The sequence below is a fragment of the Blautia acetigignens genome (assembly GCF_025566865.1).
In the GTDB taxonomy this organism is placed as follows: domain Bacteria; phylum Bacillota; class Clostridia; order Lachnospirales; family Lachnospiraceae; genus Blautia_A; species Blautia_A acetigignens.
In genome coordinates this window covers 92114-106541 of sequence record NZ_JAOQJM010000003.1, presented here as the reverse complement: position 1 = coordinate 106541, position 14428 = coordinate 92114, and the positions used below count along the sequence as shown (strand labels likewise).

At 48.3% G+C, this 14428-nt stretch carries 16 protein-coding genes; all 16 read right to left on the bottom strand.

The window, feature by feature from the left end; translation table 11 throughout:
• Positions 1 to 40: 40 nt before the first annotated feature.
• The 16 genes from OCV70_RS05695 to OCV70_RS19655 all read right to left on the bottom strand — a co-directional run bounded on the left by OCV70_RS05695 (position 41) and on the right by OCV70_RS19655 (position 14296).
• On the bottom strand, positions 41 to 427 hold the full coding sequence (locus OCV70_RS05695; RefSeq protein ID WP_021924457.1) for an Asp23/Gls24 family envelope stress response protein: 387 nt from the start codon (positions 425 to 427) through the stop codon (positions 41 to 43).
• A 107-nt stretch (positions 428 to 534) separates the two neighbouring features.
• The gene (locus OCV70_RS05690) at positions 535 to 2124 is read right to left on the bottom strand and encodes a peptide chain release factor 3 (protein WP_262579356.1); all 1590 of its coding nucleotides are present in this window, start codon (positions 2122 to 2124) and stop codon (positions 535 to 537) included.
• A 258-nt stretch (positions 2125 to 2382) separates the two neighbouring features.
• Positions 2383 to 3069, bottom strand: coding sequence for a SpoIIIAH-like family protein (locus tag OCV70_RS05685; RefSeq protein ID WP_021924289.1), 687 nt, complete (start codon positions 3067 to 3069; stop codon positions 2383 to 2385).
• Between the two features lie 11 nt (positions 3070 to 3080).
• Positions 3081 to 3491 (bottom strand): hypothetical protein, encoded by a 411-nt coding sequence (locus tag OCV70_RS05680; RefSeq protein ID WP_243000205.1) that lies wholly within the window; start codon positions 3489 to 3491, stop codon positions 3081 to 3083.
• A complete protein-coding gene (locus tag OCV70_RS05675; protein WP_173766431.1) occupies positions 3415 to 3981 on the bottom strand; it encodes a stage III sporulation protein AF in 567 nt (188 codons plus the stop codon). Before OCV70_RS05675 ends, OCV70_RS05680 begins: the two co-directional genes overlap by 77 nt.
• Positions 3982 to 4052: 71 nt before the next feature.
• On the bottom strand, positions 4053 to 5303 hold the full coding sequence (locus OCV70_RS05670; RefSeq protein ID WP_173766429.1) for a stage III sporulation protein AE: 1251 nt from the start codon (positions 5301 to 5303) through the stop codon (positions 4053 to 4055).
• A complete protein-coding gene (locus OCV70_RS05665; RefSeq protein WP_173766427.1) occupies positions 5300 to 5686 on the bottom strand; it encodes a SpoIIIAC/SpoIIIAD family protein in 387 nt (128 codons plus the stop codon). The genes OCV70_RS05670 and OCV70_RS05665 overlap by 4 nt, the downstream gene beginning before the upstream one ends.
• Before the next feature lie 7 nt (positions 5687 to 5693).
• Entirely contained in the window at positions 5694 to 5888 is a 195-nt protein-coding gene (gene spoIIIAC, locus OCV70_RS05660; RefSeq protein WP_021924294.1) for a stage III sporulation protein AC, read from the bottom strand.
• A gap of 19 nt (positions 5889 to 5907) precedes the next feature.
• On the bottom strand, positions 5908 to 6423 hold the full coding sequence (locus OCV70_RS05655) for a stage III sporulation protein AB (protein WP_243000204.1): 516 nt from the start codon (positions 6421 to 6423) through the stop codon (positions 5908 to 5910).
• On the bottom strand, positions 6420 to 7286 hold the full coding sequence (gene spoIIIAA, locus OCV70_RS05650) for a stage III sporulation protein AA (protein ID WP_243000203.1): 867 nt from the start codon (positions 7284 to 7286) through the stop codon (positions 6420 to 6422). Before spoIIIAA ends, OCV70_RS05655 begins: the two co-directional genes overlap by 4 nt.
• Positions 7287 to 7413: 127 nt before the next feature.
• A complete protein-coding gene (locus OCV70_RS05645) occupies positions 7414 to 8562 on the bottom strand; it encodes a YncE family protein (protein ID WP_021924297.1) in 1149 nt (382 codons plus the stop codon).
• A 142-nt stretch (positions 8563 to 8704) separates the two neighbouring features.
• Complete coding sequence (locus OCV70_RS05640; RefSeq protein ID WP_195587500.1) at positions 8705 to 10531, bottom strand: ATP-dependent helicase; 1827 nt, start codon at positions 10529 to 10531, stop codon at positions 8705 to 8707.
• Entirely contained in the window at positions 10531 to 11985 is a 1455-nt protein-coding gene (gene gltX, locus OCV70_RS05635) for a glutamate--tRNA ligase (RefSeq protein ID WP_117851554.1), read from the bottom strand. Before gltX ends, OCV70_RS05640 begins: the two co-directional genes overlap by 1 nt.
• Before the next feature lie 293 nt (positions 11986 to 12278).
• On the bottom strand, positions 12279 to 12512 hold the full coding sequence (gene acpP, locus OCV70_RS05630; RefSeq protein WP_021924300.1) for an acyl carrier protein: 234 nt from the start codon (positions 12510 to 12512) through the stop codon (positions 12279 to 12281).
• A gap of 176 nt (positions 12513 to 12688) precedes the next feature.
• Positions 12689 to 13912 (bottom strand): FtsW/RodA/SpoVE family cell cycle protein, encoded by a 1224-nt coding sequence (locus tag OCV70_RS05625; protein ID WP_021924301.1) that lies wholly within the window; start codon positions 13910 to 13912, stop codon positions 12689 to 12691.
• A gap of 180 nt (positions 13913 to 14092) precedes the next feature.
• On the bottom strand, positions 14093 to 14296 hold the full coding sequence (locus OCV70_RS19655; RefSeq protein WP_317259452.1) for a DUF6783 domain-containing protein: 204 nt from the start codon (positions 14294 to 14296) through the stop codon (positions 14093 to 14095).
• Between the last annotated feature and the right edge of the window lie 132 nt (positions 14297 to 14428).

Here is a 14428-nt window from a genome sequence, read left to right as displayed (position 1 = left end):
TTTTTTTTACTATGAAAGTCATAGTAAAAAAAGGAAAGGTTTACTTTCCTTTTTCGTTCTCCATATCTACGCTTGCAATATGAATATTGACGTCTGCCACTTCAAGGCCGGTCATGTTCTCAATGGCTGCCTTGACTTTCTCCTGGACCTTCTTGCTGGTCTCGAGGATGTTCATGCCGTACTCAATGTTCAGTGTCAGATCAACGGTTACAACGCCGTCCAGAACTTCTACCTTCACGCCCTTGGAAAGATTCTTCATTCCAAGCTTGCTTACCAGCTCATTGGTAATGTTGCCTGCCATGGAAGCAACGCCGTCTACCTCTGTAGCTGCAAGTCCGGCAATAATAGTAACCACCTCATCTGCGATCTGAACCTCGCCGATTCCCTCAAGATCCTGTATCTTATATGTTGTTCTCTTCTCTGCCATATTTCAAAACCTCCTAGGTTTAATCCATCGCAGCTGCTTCACACATCCACAGCTGCGAACCATCTAAGTATTCCTATTATAGCAAAATGCCGCAAAAATGAAAAGAGTTATTTACTGAATTCTGTTAATATTAAGTCTGGATTTCGATCCTCTGTCATGCCCACGCTCCATGCATTGACAAACAGAAGCAGCGGATTGCCCTTCAGGTCGGTAACCTTCTTCATATCAGAGGTTCCCGCGATCTTGTCCACATTGACTTTCTCTTTGTTTGCGATCCATCTGATATGCTCATAAGGCAGGTTCTCCAGGCGGATCTCCACGTTATACTCATTTTCCAGACGATATTTCAAAACATCAAACTGAAGCACACCTACAACGCCCACAATGATCTCTTCCATATTTCCGTAAAGCTCCTGGAAAATCTGGATGGCACCTTCCTGCGCAATCTGGTTGATGCCCTTTACAAACTGCTTTCTCTTCATGGTATCCAGAAGTCTTACCCTTGCAAAATGCTCCGGTGCGAAAGTCGGGATTCCCTCGAAAGCAAATTTATTTCCCGGTGCACAGATGGTATCACCAATGGAAAAAATACCCGGGTCAAAGACACCGATAATATCTCCTGCATAAGCTTCATCTACCACATGGCGGGATTCTGCCATCATCTGCTGGGGCTGGAGAAGTCTCATCTTCTTCTCGCCTTGCACATGGTAAACCTCCTGGGAAGCGTCAAATTTGCCGGAGCAGATACGCATAAAGGCAATTCGGTCACGGTGTGCCTTGTTCATATTGGCCTGAATCTTAAATACAAAAGCGGAGAAATCATCGCTCATAGGATCTACAAGGCCGCAGTCTGCCATTCTTGGAAGAGGGGATGTGGTCATTTTCAGGAAATGCTCCAGGAAAGTCTCCACACCAAAGTTGGTAAGAGCTGATCCAAAGAATACAGGAGTCAGTTCTCCTTTACTTACCATCTCCTGATCAAACTCTGCGCTTGCGCCGTCCAGAAGCTCGATTTCCTCAAGAAGCTGGTTCTTCTGCTCCGGGTCCATCACCTCAAGCACGTGAGGATCATCCAGGGAAATCTCCTCGAAGCTTCCCTCCTTGGTACCCTTCTGGGTATCGGAGAAGGTCAGGATCTTGTTAGTGTTGCGGTCGTAAACACCGCGGAATTTCTTACCGGAACCAATTGGCCAGTTAATAGGACAGGTTGCGATTCCAAGCTCCTTCTCGATCTCATCCAGAAGATCGAAGGTGTCGTTGGCATCACGATCCATTTTGTTAATAAAGGTAAAAATAGGAATATGTCTCATTACACAGACCTTGAACAGCTTTCTGGTCTGGGCCTCAACACCTTTGGAACCGTCAATTACCATAACTGCGGAGTCCGCAGCCATCAGGGTACGGTAGGTATCCTCTGAGAAGTCCTGATGTCCGGGGGTGTCCAGGATATTGATGCAATATCCGTCGTAATGAAACTGCAGTACGGAAGAAGTAACGGAAATACCTCTCTCCTTCTCAATTTCCATCCAGTCTGATACTGCATGGCGGGCCGTTGCCTTTCCTTTTACGCTTCCGGCCAGATTAATGGCTCCGCCATACAGCAGGAATTTCTCTGTAAGAGTGGTCTTACCTGCATCCGGGTGGGAAATAATGGCAAAGGTTCTTCTTTTTTCTATCTCTTTCGTATACTTCGACACGTTTAGCCTCCTATTGATCTATATATGCCGCTTGCGGCGGCACGCTTCATGAATGCGTTCCTAATTTTTTACAGCATTCCTATTCTATTATACGGAATACCGCACTGTCAAGGGGTTACTGTTCACTTCGTGCACAGTAACACGCTTCGCGATGCACAGAAATCATGCTTTGCATGATTTCGCGCCGAAGTTCTCGGGTTTTCTGTGAACTTTGTTCACAAAAAACACCTCGCGGAATATTACCAGTGAATGGTATCATCAAGGGGTATCGTCATCGATATCTACAGATGTTGACATGGATGCAGTCTCATCTGCAGAGTCTTCCATGCTCTCGTTCAGCGGCGTGATCACAATGTTCTCCGGGGCGATTCCGGTTTTGCGCTTTACAATGTCCTCGATCTGTGCCCTTTTGGCATCGCTTAGGTCTGCTTCCGGCACTACGATGTCTGCCGTTTCCCCGGTGAGGTTGACGATCACGTTCTCGAAGCCCTTTGCCTCCAGAAGAAGCTCTGCAGCAGATTCCTTTTCCGTCAGGTCCGCCATGGATACCATGGTGCTGACTGCCTCCTGCTTCTGGTCATCTCCAAGCTCCTGGTTGTTGATGATCGCCTGCAGGTCTGCCTTGTTCTGGGAACGGATCTGCTCCCTGGACAATTTGGCCTGGGCTGCAAAATCCGACGCAGCCGTAAGTACAGCTTCCCCAGGTGTGCTGGTTGCCTGATCCGACACATCCGAAAGAGAGCCATCTGCCCCGTTCTCATCCAGAAGGGCTGTTTCATCGGTAAGGTCATAATCCACATCTTCCAGGATACTGCTGCCGTCCGTGCTTGCCGCCTGATCCTTAAATCCCAGATCCACATCCGCGAAATTCAGGTATCCGGCAACTGCGATCAGAACCGCCAGCGAAGTAATGATTACCTGGTTTTTTTTCAGAATCTTTTTCACTTTACCTCTCCTCATTTCATTTTCATTACTCTAATCTTATGGGCATCTACTTGAAATAATGCCATAACTGCCTCTACAATATTCCGGGAAACAACAGAATTGTCGGCTCCCTGGGCTGCGATCAGCACCCCTGTGACAGTTTCCTTTCCCGAGCTGTAAAAGCTCTGGCTGTCCGGATTCTCCCCTGTCATCAGTACTACGCGCACTTCCCCCACACCCTCAACCTTTGACAAAAGGTCCTCCAGCTTTTCTTCCAGTGCAGTTCTTTGTACCTCTGCATCGTCAGAAGCAGTATCTGTAAAAATCCCGGTGCTTTGGCCTTTCCCCGAACTTTTTTCCCCTTTTTTATCGGACACCGGAAGTGCGATCACTGTCAGAAGCAATCCCAGAAGAAGAAGGATCACCCACTGTCTGGTTCCCATCTTCCCCAGAAAGGATCTCACAGTTTTCAGCCCGGATTCCCCATTCTTTTCCAAGTTCATCCTTTATCCTCCCCTCAAGATCCTCATCCGGCACCTCTTTGGTCCATACAGAGGCTTTTAAAAGCTCCCCTTCTATATGTACTTCGCAATACAGGACTTCTATGCCATTCTTTTGCAAACTTTCCAGAATATTTTCTCCAAGCTGCTCCTCCATTCCTGTTTCCAGCAGGTTTTTCTGGAGATTCTCCATTTCCAGTTCCAGGCGCTTCTGCTCTTCCTGCTGGTAAAGTCCCGAAAAACTGTCTGGCAGCTGACGGCTTTTTTCCAAAAGGGAAAGCACGGGCGTGACCAGCATGACCATGAGAACCAGGCCCATGAAAAAACGCACATAGCGCTGGTATTTCTCTGTTGGGACTAAGTGGAGAAGCATGGTCAGAAGAATGTAAAAGATGGCAAGACATTTGATCCAGCTATAGATGGCTTCCTTCATAGCACACCTCCTTCCTGACTGGCTTCTGCTGCATTCCCCAAACAGACCGCCTATCGGCAATAACTCCATATTTACCCACCAACAGACGCCATCAGAATCACAAAGGTAAGGATGCACATCACCTCCGCCGTGATCATGATCCGAAGGAGCATGGCGCACCCTTCTCCCATGGTTCCAAGGCAGCCCACAATCCGCTTATCTGACACCGGCTGGGCCGCGGCGGCAAGGAAACGGTAGCTAAGGGAAAGTACGCCGTAATGGATCACCGGTCCTGCACCAGCCAGAAGAAGAGCCACCACAGCCACCGCGCCCAGGCAGTTTTTCACAAGAAGGGCACCAGTGAGAATCAGCTCTGTCACCACGTTCACCGCATTTCCCACTGCCGGAATGGCTCCCGCTGTTTTGCCGATGGCAGTCCGCTTGATGGCATCCATGGCAGGCGCCACAAGCCCCCGCACAGCCTGAAGCCCAAGCACAGCCCCCAGCATGGTTTTCAGGCTCCAGCTGATCAAGGTTTCCAGAAGCTCTGCCATTTTGCTGAGCATGTCCTCCTTTGACAGATGATTTACCAGGCAAAGAAGCACGTACAAATTGGCTCCCGGCAGGATCAGGGTGAGCAGCAGCCATTCCACAAGCCAGACAAGAAGCAGCACTCCCTGGTAAAAAGCAGTTGCTGTCAATGTCCCGCTTGCTGCAGAAACTGCCACAAAATAGGCAGGGGCAAGTCCCTTCATAAACTGGGTCAGCCAGTCCAGCTGTTTTCCCATGGAAATCCCAAGACTTTGGTAGCTGTTCATCAGGATCGTGAACAAAAGAAGATAGATCATATAAAAGCTCACATCCCCGATCTGCCCATTTTCAAACACTGCCGCAAAATTGGAAAACAAGGCGGCCGCCAGCACCAGCAGAAGAATGCGCATAAAGTTGGCCCGTTCCTGCTCCAATCGATCAAAAAAGAGGCTGCGCAAAAAGCTTTGCACCGCCTCTTTTGAAAATACAGTTTCCCCGCTTATCATATTTTTCAGAGCTGTTTCCATGGAAAAACTCTCTTCCCCAAGCATCTCGTCCATCAGCTTCTGAACCTGCTCAAAGGACATGTCCGAAACCAGTTCCTGGGAAACCGGATCTGAAGTTCCCGAAACCGTTCCAGCATTGGTCTCATCTGCATCCTTTTCCGTTTGCAGCCCATAGGAATTACTTTGCTTTCTCTCTTCCATGGCACTTACCTGCCTGGAGCAGAACTGCCCGCAAAACAGCGCCAGCAGCAAGCCCAAAACGATTCTGCGCCAATCCGTTTTCCTTCTCCCACCGCTAGGTCTCATACCATAAACTCCTGAATGGTCCGAAGAAGCGCCATAAGCACAGGCATACTCAGAACCATCACAGACAGCTTGCAGAACAGTTCGATCTGGGCCGCTGTGGTGCTGTACCCGGCGTCCTTGCAGATTCCGGAAGCAAACTGCCCGATGTAGGTGATTCCTACCATTTTTACCAGAGTGGAAATATATTCCGTATCCACAGGCAGGGCTTCCTGGATTTTCCCCAGGGATTCAAACAGATACCGGATTTTTCCCACAGCAAGTCCCATGATCACAAGCCCGATCCCCACAGTAATAAAACAGGCGTATTCCGGTTTGGTTCCTTTCATGAGAAAGCCGAGCATCACACCGCATACGCCTAATAAAGAAATTTTTATAATGTCCATATTCCACCTATAGCTCAAACAATTTTTTAATACTGTCAAAAAGCTCATAAATGTAAGGTACGATCCAGAAAAGCACCACCAGAAGTCCCGCAAGACTGACCAGAAATGCCTGTTCCTCCCTGCCGCTGTGCTTGAGCACCTGGGAAAGTACAGAGACCAGGATCCCTACAGCAGCAATTTTAAAAATAATACTGACTTCCAAGGGCTCCTCCTTTCTGGCATCACCACATCAGCACAGCAAGCAGAATCCCGCCCAGAATTCCCATGCTCTGGTACATTTTCTGCCGCTTCGGCATCCCGCTTTTCAGTTCCCGGATCCGTTCCCTTAATTCCTCTTCCAGAAGGGTCAGCTGCGCCACCTGCATCTCTTTGTCCAGATATCCCAGCTTTTCACCAAGAGAAAGAAAGCACTCCTGCTCTTCCGGCGAAATTTTCTCCATAGGCAGGCACTTAAAGGCACATTCCCGGAAAATAACTTCAAAGGCAATGCCGGATCTCTCCCCGATCCTTCCGGCCGTCTCTTCCAGAAACAGCCTGTACTCTCCCGGCATCTTTTTCGCCACATCTAAAAAGGCATCCTCAAGAGAAGCTCCCGTGCAGCGGATTTCTCCCTTTAACAGCAGAAGAAGCTGAGCCAGCCTCTCCAGTATTTTCAGTCTTCCAGACAACTCCATGCTTTTGCAAAGCCCAAGACCGGTTCCTGAAAAAATGATCAGAATGATCCCTGTTGTTTTCAACAACGCCTCCCGTTTCTGTCATAGATTCCCTGTATGGTTCCTGCATGATCTCCCCTATCCAGGAAAATGTAGCGCTCAAACACCCGTCTTCGCACCAGATTTTCAAATAAGGGCTGCTGGATCACATCCTCAATGGAATTGCCGTGAGCTGTTGCAATCACCTTACAGCCGCTGTGGATCACCGATTCCACGGCCTTGAAATCTTCTTCCCGTCCCAGCTCATCTACAGCTACAACTGCCGGGGACATGGAACGGATCAGCATCTCCATGCCTTCCGCTTTGGGACAGCCGTCCAGCACATCGGTGCGCATGCCAAGGTCATTCTGGGGAACGCCCTGATAGGACCCTGCAAGCTCACTTCTCTCGTCCACAACTCCCACTGTCATTCCCGGGAATTTTTCTTTCCCGTTGCTGAGCTGGCGGATAATGTCACGAAGCAGAGTGGTTTTGCCTCCCCTTGGCGGGGAAACGATCAGAGTGTGGGCCACCCAGTCTCTTTTTCGGATGTAAGGCATCACCGGGTCTGCACAGCCTACCACCTCATGGGCAAGGCGCACATTGATGCAGGAAATATATTTCATTCCCCGGATCTCATTTCCATCCAGGATTACCTTTCCGGTAACGCCTACCCTGTGGCCGCCCTGAACAGTGAGAAAGCCCTGGCGGACCTCATCCTCATAAGAATACAAGGAGTAGCCGCTTACGTACTCCATGGTTTCCTTTAAATCTTCCCGGGTCACCACATATTTGCCGTCCTCGTCAGTGAGAAACCCCTCACCGCCGTCATAGGTGTAAAACAGGGGGCGCCCCACTCTCAGGCGGATCTCGTATATTTTGTCATAATCAAGGTCTGCATTTATCAACAGTCTGCGGATATTGCCTGCAAACAGGTTCTGGATCTGCTCTGCTTCTATCTTGTATCACCTCTCAATTTTAATATATGTGGACAATCCCGGATTCATGCACATTAGAACGTGTTTGAAAAAAGCTCTAGTACTGGCTTACAGAGTTCTGGGTACTTTTCTGGTATTCTTCCATTCTTGGAAGGCTCAGCTTTAATACCCTGTCCACTATATTCACGGATGCTGCGCTGTATGCATAGGCAGCGGATTCAAACAGCACATACAGATCGTCCCCGTCCACAAAGATCTGCTCGATCCGCTCCGGGAAACGATAGCTGATGGCTGAATTTTCATCTACGTAAAGACGCTTGTCGGATTTCTCGTAAAATACCACGCGGGAAGGCAGAATTCCAAAGGAATGGGACAACAGCAGCTTGTCATTATAGAAGGTCATTCCCTGTGCCTGCTCGGAGATGGTGGAATAATCAAGAGGCACTGCCATCTCGAAGTTCATTCCAAGTCCCTCATCCATGGTATTGATCAGATTTCCCTCATCGTCCACTGCGTATCTTGCAATGGCGCTTTCCGTATATTTAGTAAAACAGCCAACGTACAGGCAACCCTCATAAAAGGTCATAAAGGAATCCCTTACGATTCCGTAAAGGCTGGCGATCTGGTTGGTCGCAATGGGACGCTGGCTCTTATCATAGTCATAATTCTTGATGGATTCCATGGTAAGGCTTACCGCCTGGGCAAGCTCCTGGGTATTGGAGGAATACCACAGAATCTGGTGCTCGCTGTCATAGGCCAGACCGCCCACATGAGGCTGTCCGGGCAAAACAATTTCTTTAATAAATCTGTGTGACTCCTTATCGATCATGTAGATCACAGAGTTATGCTTCTTCGCATGACAGTAGGCACTTACAAAAACATAGTCTTCCGTTACAGCCAGCCCCTGAGGCGTCATAGTGGTGCACATGGCCGGCATATCACCCTCGCTGGTAAGAAGGGTTCTGGTTGATTTCAATCCGGGAATAATATAGGTTCCGTATTCCCGCTCTTTTTTCCGATCATCAAAGGCAAATGCCATCAGCTCTTCCTTCTGGGAAAGCATCTGGATCTGCCCTCTTAAGGTGTAATAGGCCGCCTCCTGGTTGGTAACCTTCCGCTTGGCAGGCGGCTCATTTCTTCCTCTGTATATAAACGCATAAGCGCAGTAAGAACCCGCAAGGACCAGGATCATAATCAGGATCCGGATCCAGAATAAGCGGTTTCTCCATTTCAGTTTTTTCGTCATTTATCTCCACTGCTTTTTGCAACTGGTCACTGCCTTTTCACGGCAGACAAATGGTTCTGTTTCTCATTTGCTGCAATGCTGTACTGTTTCGCACAACATTCCACATTATACTTTATATTCCTGGTGTTTACAAGGGGAAATATTACAGACCGGTTTCCTCCAGAAATCTGGATGGGTCTCTTTCCTTCTCATACTGCCGTCTCACATAGCACAGGGTCAGTTCTTTTTTCGCACGGGTCATTCCCACATAGAAAAGCCTGCGCTCCTCTTCCAGGGCTTCCTCCAGAACCGCCTTTTTGTAGGGGATGCTGCCCTCATTTACATTCATAATGTAAACCTTGTCGTACTCAAGGCCCTTTACTGCATGAAGGGTGGACACCACAATTCCCTCCCGTTTCTTTTCCTGCTTTTTCGCCTGCTCGGCAAGCTTTTTTGTGTAATCCTCAATGTAGGCCTGCCACTCTTCCAGGGTTTTCATCCCCTTGGTGCTCTCCTGGATCCGGTCAAGGACCTCAAGAAGCTCCTCCGGGCGGATTTTCCGGTACTGGGCATACTCCATTAAGTACTGCTCGTAGCCCATTCCCTTTCGTATGAAATTCACAGCCGCATAAGGTGCCAGGGTGGAAAGGATCCGAAGATGGGTTTCCAGGGTGGTGATCCGGTCGCACATCCAGTCCTTGTCCTTGTATAATTCCTGCAGGGCATCAAAAGAAACAGTAGCAGATGTAAGGGCATCCCTTGCAATGTAGCGGTTCGGGCGGTTCATGATTTCCAGAAACGTCTTTCTGTTTCGGTCTCCTGCTGCCATCTCAAGGTACGCAATCAGATTCCGGCTGATCCAGTGGCGGAACAGATTGGGCAGCTGTTCTTTCATGGTAAAAGGAATCTGATACTCCATCAGGGCGCCTACAAGCCCCTCTGCCTCCTGGTTGGTGCGGAAAAGAACTGCCGTATCCTCCAGGTCTTCCCCTGCATCCAGGCGCTTTTTCAGAAAAGCGGAAACTCTCATATACTCTTCCCTTGGATTGTCAAACTCCATCATGCGCACAGGCTTTCCCTGTTCATTTGGAGTAGACAGCTGCTTCTGGAAACGCTTTTTGTTGCAGTCCACCACGTTCATGGCAGCCTGAAGCACGTTTTTGGTACAGCGGTAATTGATGTTCAGAAGCACAGTCTCTGCCTTTGGATAATCTTTGGTAAAGTTCAGCATAATTTCCGGCTTGGCGCCGCGGAAATGATAGATGGACTGGTCGTCATCCCCCACAATGAAAAGATTGTCCCTTGGCTTTGCCAGCATACGCACAATGTCGTACTGGAGGTGATTAATGTCCTGGAACTCATCCACCATAATGTACTGGAACTTATTCTGCCACGCTGCCAGAATATCCTTTCTCCTGTCAAACAACTGGTAACAGCAAAGAAGCATGTCATCAAAATCCAGTTTCCGCCTTTCACGCAGGGTTTTCTGATAGCCTGTGTAAATCTGCCGGAACACATCATCCGGGCAGCAGGAGGAATAATAGTGATCCAGGGCGATCCGGTTTCCTTTTACCACGCTGATCTCCTTTGCCACATCCTCCTGGAAATCCCCTTCCTGGGTCAGCTCCTGTCCGTATTCCAGGGTCATTTCCTTCAAAATGGCGTACTTTTCCTCCTCGGAGAGAATATTTCCCGCGCCAAGCCCGTAGGCATGCTTTAAAATGCCGTAAAACACGCCGTGGAAGGTTCCGAAGGTCACATCCGTAGAGGCCTGTCTTGTAAATTTCAGGAAGCGCTCCTTCATTTCTCTGGCAGCAGACCTGGAAAAGGTCACAACAAGAACAGAGGATCCGGGTATTTTGCCCTCACCAGTCATATATGCAGTTCTTTCAACGATCACTGAGGTTTTCCCCGAACCGGGGCCTGCCAGAACCATCATAGGTCCTGACAGGTGAGCGATTGCTCTTAATTGAGATGGATTTCTTTTCATTACAGATTTTCAAGCTTTTCAATAGCTGCGTTTACACGGCGGAGGGTCTCCTCCTTGCCGATGATCTCCATGATCTCAGTAGCGCCTGCAGGAGTCATCTGCTTGCCGGAAACAGCTGTACGAAGCGGCCACATTACATAACCGTTCTTGTAGCCTTTCTCCTTGACAAATTCACTTAAGGAAGCGAAAAGCGGATCGTTGGTGTAATCCTCCTGTGCCTCCAGAACCGGAAGAGCTTCCTTGAGTACGGTAAGGGAAGTCTCTTCGTTTGTTTTCATTTTCTTGTGGCAGTACATGGATGCGTCGTACTCCGGAACAGCCTCAAAGAAATCGATGAGCGCCGGGATATCCGGGAAGGTCTCGATTCTGGTCTGAACCATACCTGCGATCTTCTTAAAGTTGAAGTCCTTTGTGAGAACCTGCTTCATGTATGGAAGTGCTTTCTCATAGAATACGTCCGGATCCATTTTCTTGATATACTCGCCGTTCATCCAGCGAAGCTTGTTGATATCAAATACAGCCGGGGACTTGTTGATGTGGTGGTAATCAAATTTCTCAACCAGTTCCTGGAGGCTGAAGATCTCGTTATTGTCTGCCGGGCTCCATCCAAGAAGTGCAACGTAGTTTACAATTGCCTCGGAAACGAATCCCTGGTCCAGAAGATCCTCGTAGGAAGAATGTCCAGAACGCTTGGACAGCTTGGCATGTGTCTCGTCTGTGATCAGCGGGCAGTGTACGTAGGTAGGGATTTCCCATCCGAAGGCTTCGTAAATACGGTTGTATTTCGGAGAGGAAGAAAGGTACTCGTTTCCTCTTACTACGTGGGTGATTCCCATCAGATGGTCGTCTACAACGTTGGCAAAGTTATAGGTTGGGTATCCGTCGGATTTGATCAGGATCAGATCCTCCAACTCCTCGTTGTTTACTGTGATGTCTCCGTAGATTACATCATGGAAGGTGGTTGTTCCTTCTGTAGGCATGTTGAAACGGATTACATGGGGCTCGCCTGCATCCAGACGGCGCTGTACTTCTTCCTTGGAAAGCTTCAGGCAGCGTTTGTCATAGATAGAGATCTCCTTGCCTGCAACTACGCGCTTCATGCTCTCCAGTTCTTCCTTCTGGCAGAAGCAGTAGTAAGCGTCTCCCTGGTCTACAAGCTGTTTGGCATATTTCAGGTAAATGCCCTGTGCCTGGCGCTCGCTCTGTACGTACGGTCCGTATCCGCCGTCCTTATCCGGTCCCTCGTCATGAAGAAGGCCTGTCTTCTCCATGGTGCGGTAAATAATGTCAACAGCGCCCTCTACATAGCGCTCCTGGTCTGTATCTTCAATACGGAGGATGAAATCTCCGCCTTCATGCTTGGTAATAAGATATGCGTATAACGCGGTTCGTAAATTTCCAACATGCATTCTGCCTGTAGGGCTTGGTGCAAATCTGGTTCTGATCTTCGTCATGATAATTGTTTCTCCTGTTTCTTTATTTGCGGCTGTTTCCCGCTATCGATACCTGCCCTGGAGCACGTTTGAAAAAGGCTCTGGCAGATTTCTCAAAATGGGTGTCGCGCCGCATCTTTTCTGTCTTTTCCCATTATATGATATCAGGGGCAAAAGACTTTTTGACCCTAACATTATTATATACCTAAAGGTTAAAAAATGTCTATAGGCTTTCCCGGACAAAATTTCTGGGAAATGCCGAAAAAAATCTCCCCGAAGCAGGTCCGCCTCAGGGAGATCAGCGCGCGTAAAAATTATGCGTCGATTCCTTTATCTCTCAGGTAGTCGATTACGTCGCCAACTGTATTCAGCTCTGTAAGCTCCTCTGCCGGGATCTCAATGTTGTACTCATCTTCCAGAGCCATAACAAGCTCGAAGAGGTCAAGGGAATCTGCTCCTAAGTCATCCTTAAAAGAAGTATCTGCGGTAATTGTCTCTGCGTCGCAGTTAAGCTGCTCTGCGATCATTTCACTCATCTTTTCTAACATTGTTCATTCTCCTTTAAATAAATATCGTAACCGTTCATCACCCTCACAGTTACGCCCTTCGCGATGCATCAAAATCATTCTTCACATGATTTCGCAGCCAGGTTCTCGGCTTCTCTTGCGCCGTATTTCATACACTGCGGAAAGTATATAATCTGGTGGCGCATTTGTCAAGAGAATTATAGTATAAATTCCGGTTCCTGGAATTTAATCTGTCTCGCCACGCTGAGGGCCAGTCCCATCTCTGCCATCAGGAACAAAACCGAGGTTCCTCCATAGCTGATAAAGGGCAGGGTAACACCTGTGTTCGGCATCAGATTCAGCACAACCGCCACGTTCATAATGACCTGAAGGGCAATATGTATAAACACACCGCTTACCAGCATGGAACCGAACAGATCCGGTGCATTCTGGGCAATAAAAAACAGTCTGTACAAAAGATAGGCAAACAGGGCCAGCACCATAAGTGCCCCAAAGATTCCCAGTTCCTCGCAGATAATGGAAAAGATCATATCGTTCTGTGCCTCAGGCACGCTTCCTAACTTCTGGATACTGTTTCCAAGCCCTCTTCCAAAAAAGCCGCCGGAACCAATGGCATAAAGGGCCTGCAGAGTCTGATAGCCGTCTCCGCTTGCATCTGCCTCCGGGTGAAGCCATACCTGGATACGGCGCAGACGGAAGCTTCCCTCTACTACATCCATGCGGGAAACAACATACACCAGGATTGCTGCCAGAACGACTCCCACTGCTGCCACGAGAATAAAAGGCTTGGTCTTTGGATGTGCAATAAATACCAGACCAACTGTAATTCCGAAAATAATAATAGCAGTACTTAAGTTCTGTGTCAGCCAGTATGCAAGAAATGCCTGGAAGCCTCCGACCCCGAGAAGTACCATAGATGCCTTTAAGGTTTTCACACGCTTGCCCATTTTCACGATCAGATAGGACAGACAGATGATCACCGCGATCTTGGCGACCTCTGCAGGCTGGAACTGAACTCCTAACTTCAGCCATCTTCTGGCACCGTGGGAGGTTACTCCAAGAGGCGTTTTAACAAGTACCATCAGCACCACAGCTGCAAAATAGATCAGCATAGGGATTTTCTGCAGAAGATGATAGTCAAAATAAGACTCTATAATTGCCATCACAAGACAGCCTATGCTGTAAAGAGCCTGCTTCTTGAAATAAAACATATCGTCCCCTTCATTGATCTGTGCCATGTAGGAGCTTGTACTGTAAAGCATAATAAGACCGAAGCACATGATCAGGATAATGACCGCTACCAGATTGAAGTCATAGTAGTCCGATTTCCCGATTTTCAGTGCTTTTCGGATTTCATAGGCAAGGCCTTTTTTCTTCTTTGCTGACCTGGCACCTGCCTTTTTGTTTTTCGCAGCATCCATTGAATCACCTGTTCCTGTTTCTTTCTATGTCAGTTTCTAGTGTGCCGACAAGTTGATTCTTGTAGCAATCTTGCAGGATAAATTTTTTATTTCAAGGCGGAGGAAGGAGGCGTAGCGGTGGCTACGGCGACCGACGACAACGCAGAAATAAGAAATTTAGACGCAAGATTGTTCTAGAAATCAACTTGTTGGCACACTAGAGCGTGTTTGAAAAAGGCTTTCTGCAAGATGTGCGTCACAATTTGTGGGAGATTTTGTCCGGATGAGGGCGCCGTAGCGGGCTACGGCAACTGAATTCGGGCAAAATATACCGCAAAGTGGGGCGTGCAGATTGCGGGAATGATTTTTCAAACACGCTCTAGTCCTCTTCCCAATTTGTTTCATTATAGCAGACTCCTTTCGGGGACGCAAGGGAGTATAAGGGTTCCGCCCCATGAACCCATAAAGAAAGGGGCAGGATCATCTCCCGCCCCATCTTGCTTCTGTTATATTTTCGAAAACAGTTCTGTCAATTCA

Excerpts from the sequence above, each read along its gene's own strand:
- OCV70_RS05640 (WP_195587500.1), bottom strand. The coding sequence starts at position 10,531 with ATGAAAAGAAATCCATCTCAATTAAGAGCAATCGCTCACCTGTCAGGA.
- gltX (WP_117851554.1), bottom strand. The coding sequence starts at position 11,985 with ATGACGAAGATCAGAACCAGATTTGCACCAAGCCCTACAGGCAGAATG.
- OCV70_RS19655 (WP_317259452.1), bottom strand. The coding sequence starts at position 14,296 with ATGAAACAAATTGGGAAGAGGACTAGAGCGTGTTTGAAAAATCATTCC.
- acpP (WP_021924300.1), bottom strand. The coding sequence starts at position 12,512 with ATGTTAGAAAAGATGAGTGAAATGATCGCAGAGCAGCTTAACTGCGAC.
- OCV70_RS05670 (WP_173766429.1), bottom strand. The coding sequence starts at position 5,303 with ATGAGACCTAGCGGTGGGAGAAGGAAAACGGATTGGCGCAGAATCGTT.
- OCV70_RS05665 (WP_173766427.1), bottom strand. The coding sequence starts at position 5,686 with ATGGACATTATAAAAATTTCTTTATTAGGCGTATGCGGTGTGATGCTC.
- OCV70_RS05625 (WP_021924301.1), bottom strand. The coding sequence starts at position 13,912 with ATGGATGCTGCGAAAAACAAAAAGGCAGGTGCCAGGTCAGCAAAGAAG.
- OCV70_RS05680 (WP_243000205.1), bottom strand. The coding sequence starts at position 3,491 with ATGGGAACCAGACAGTGGGTGATCCTTCTTCTTCTGGGATTGCTTCTG.
- OCV70_RS05675 (WP_173766431.1), bottom strand. The coding sequence starts at position 3,981 with ATGAAGGAAGCCATCTATAGCTGGATCAAATGTCTTGCCATCTTTTAC.
- OCV70_RS05695 (WP_021924457.1), bottom strand. The coding sequence starts at position 427 with ATGGCAGAGAAGAGAACAACATATAAGATACAGGATCTTGAGGGAATC.
- OCV70_RS05645 (WP_021924297.1), bottom strand. The coding sequence starts at position 8,562 with ATGACGAAAAAACTGAAATGGAGAAACCGCTTATTCTGGATCCGGATC.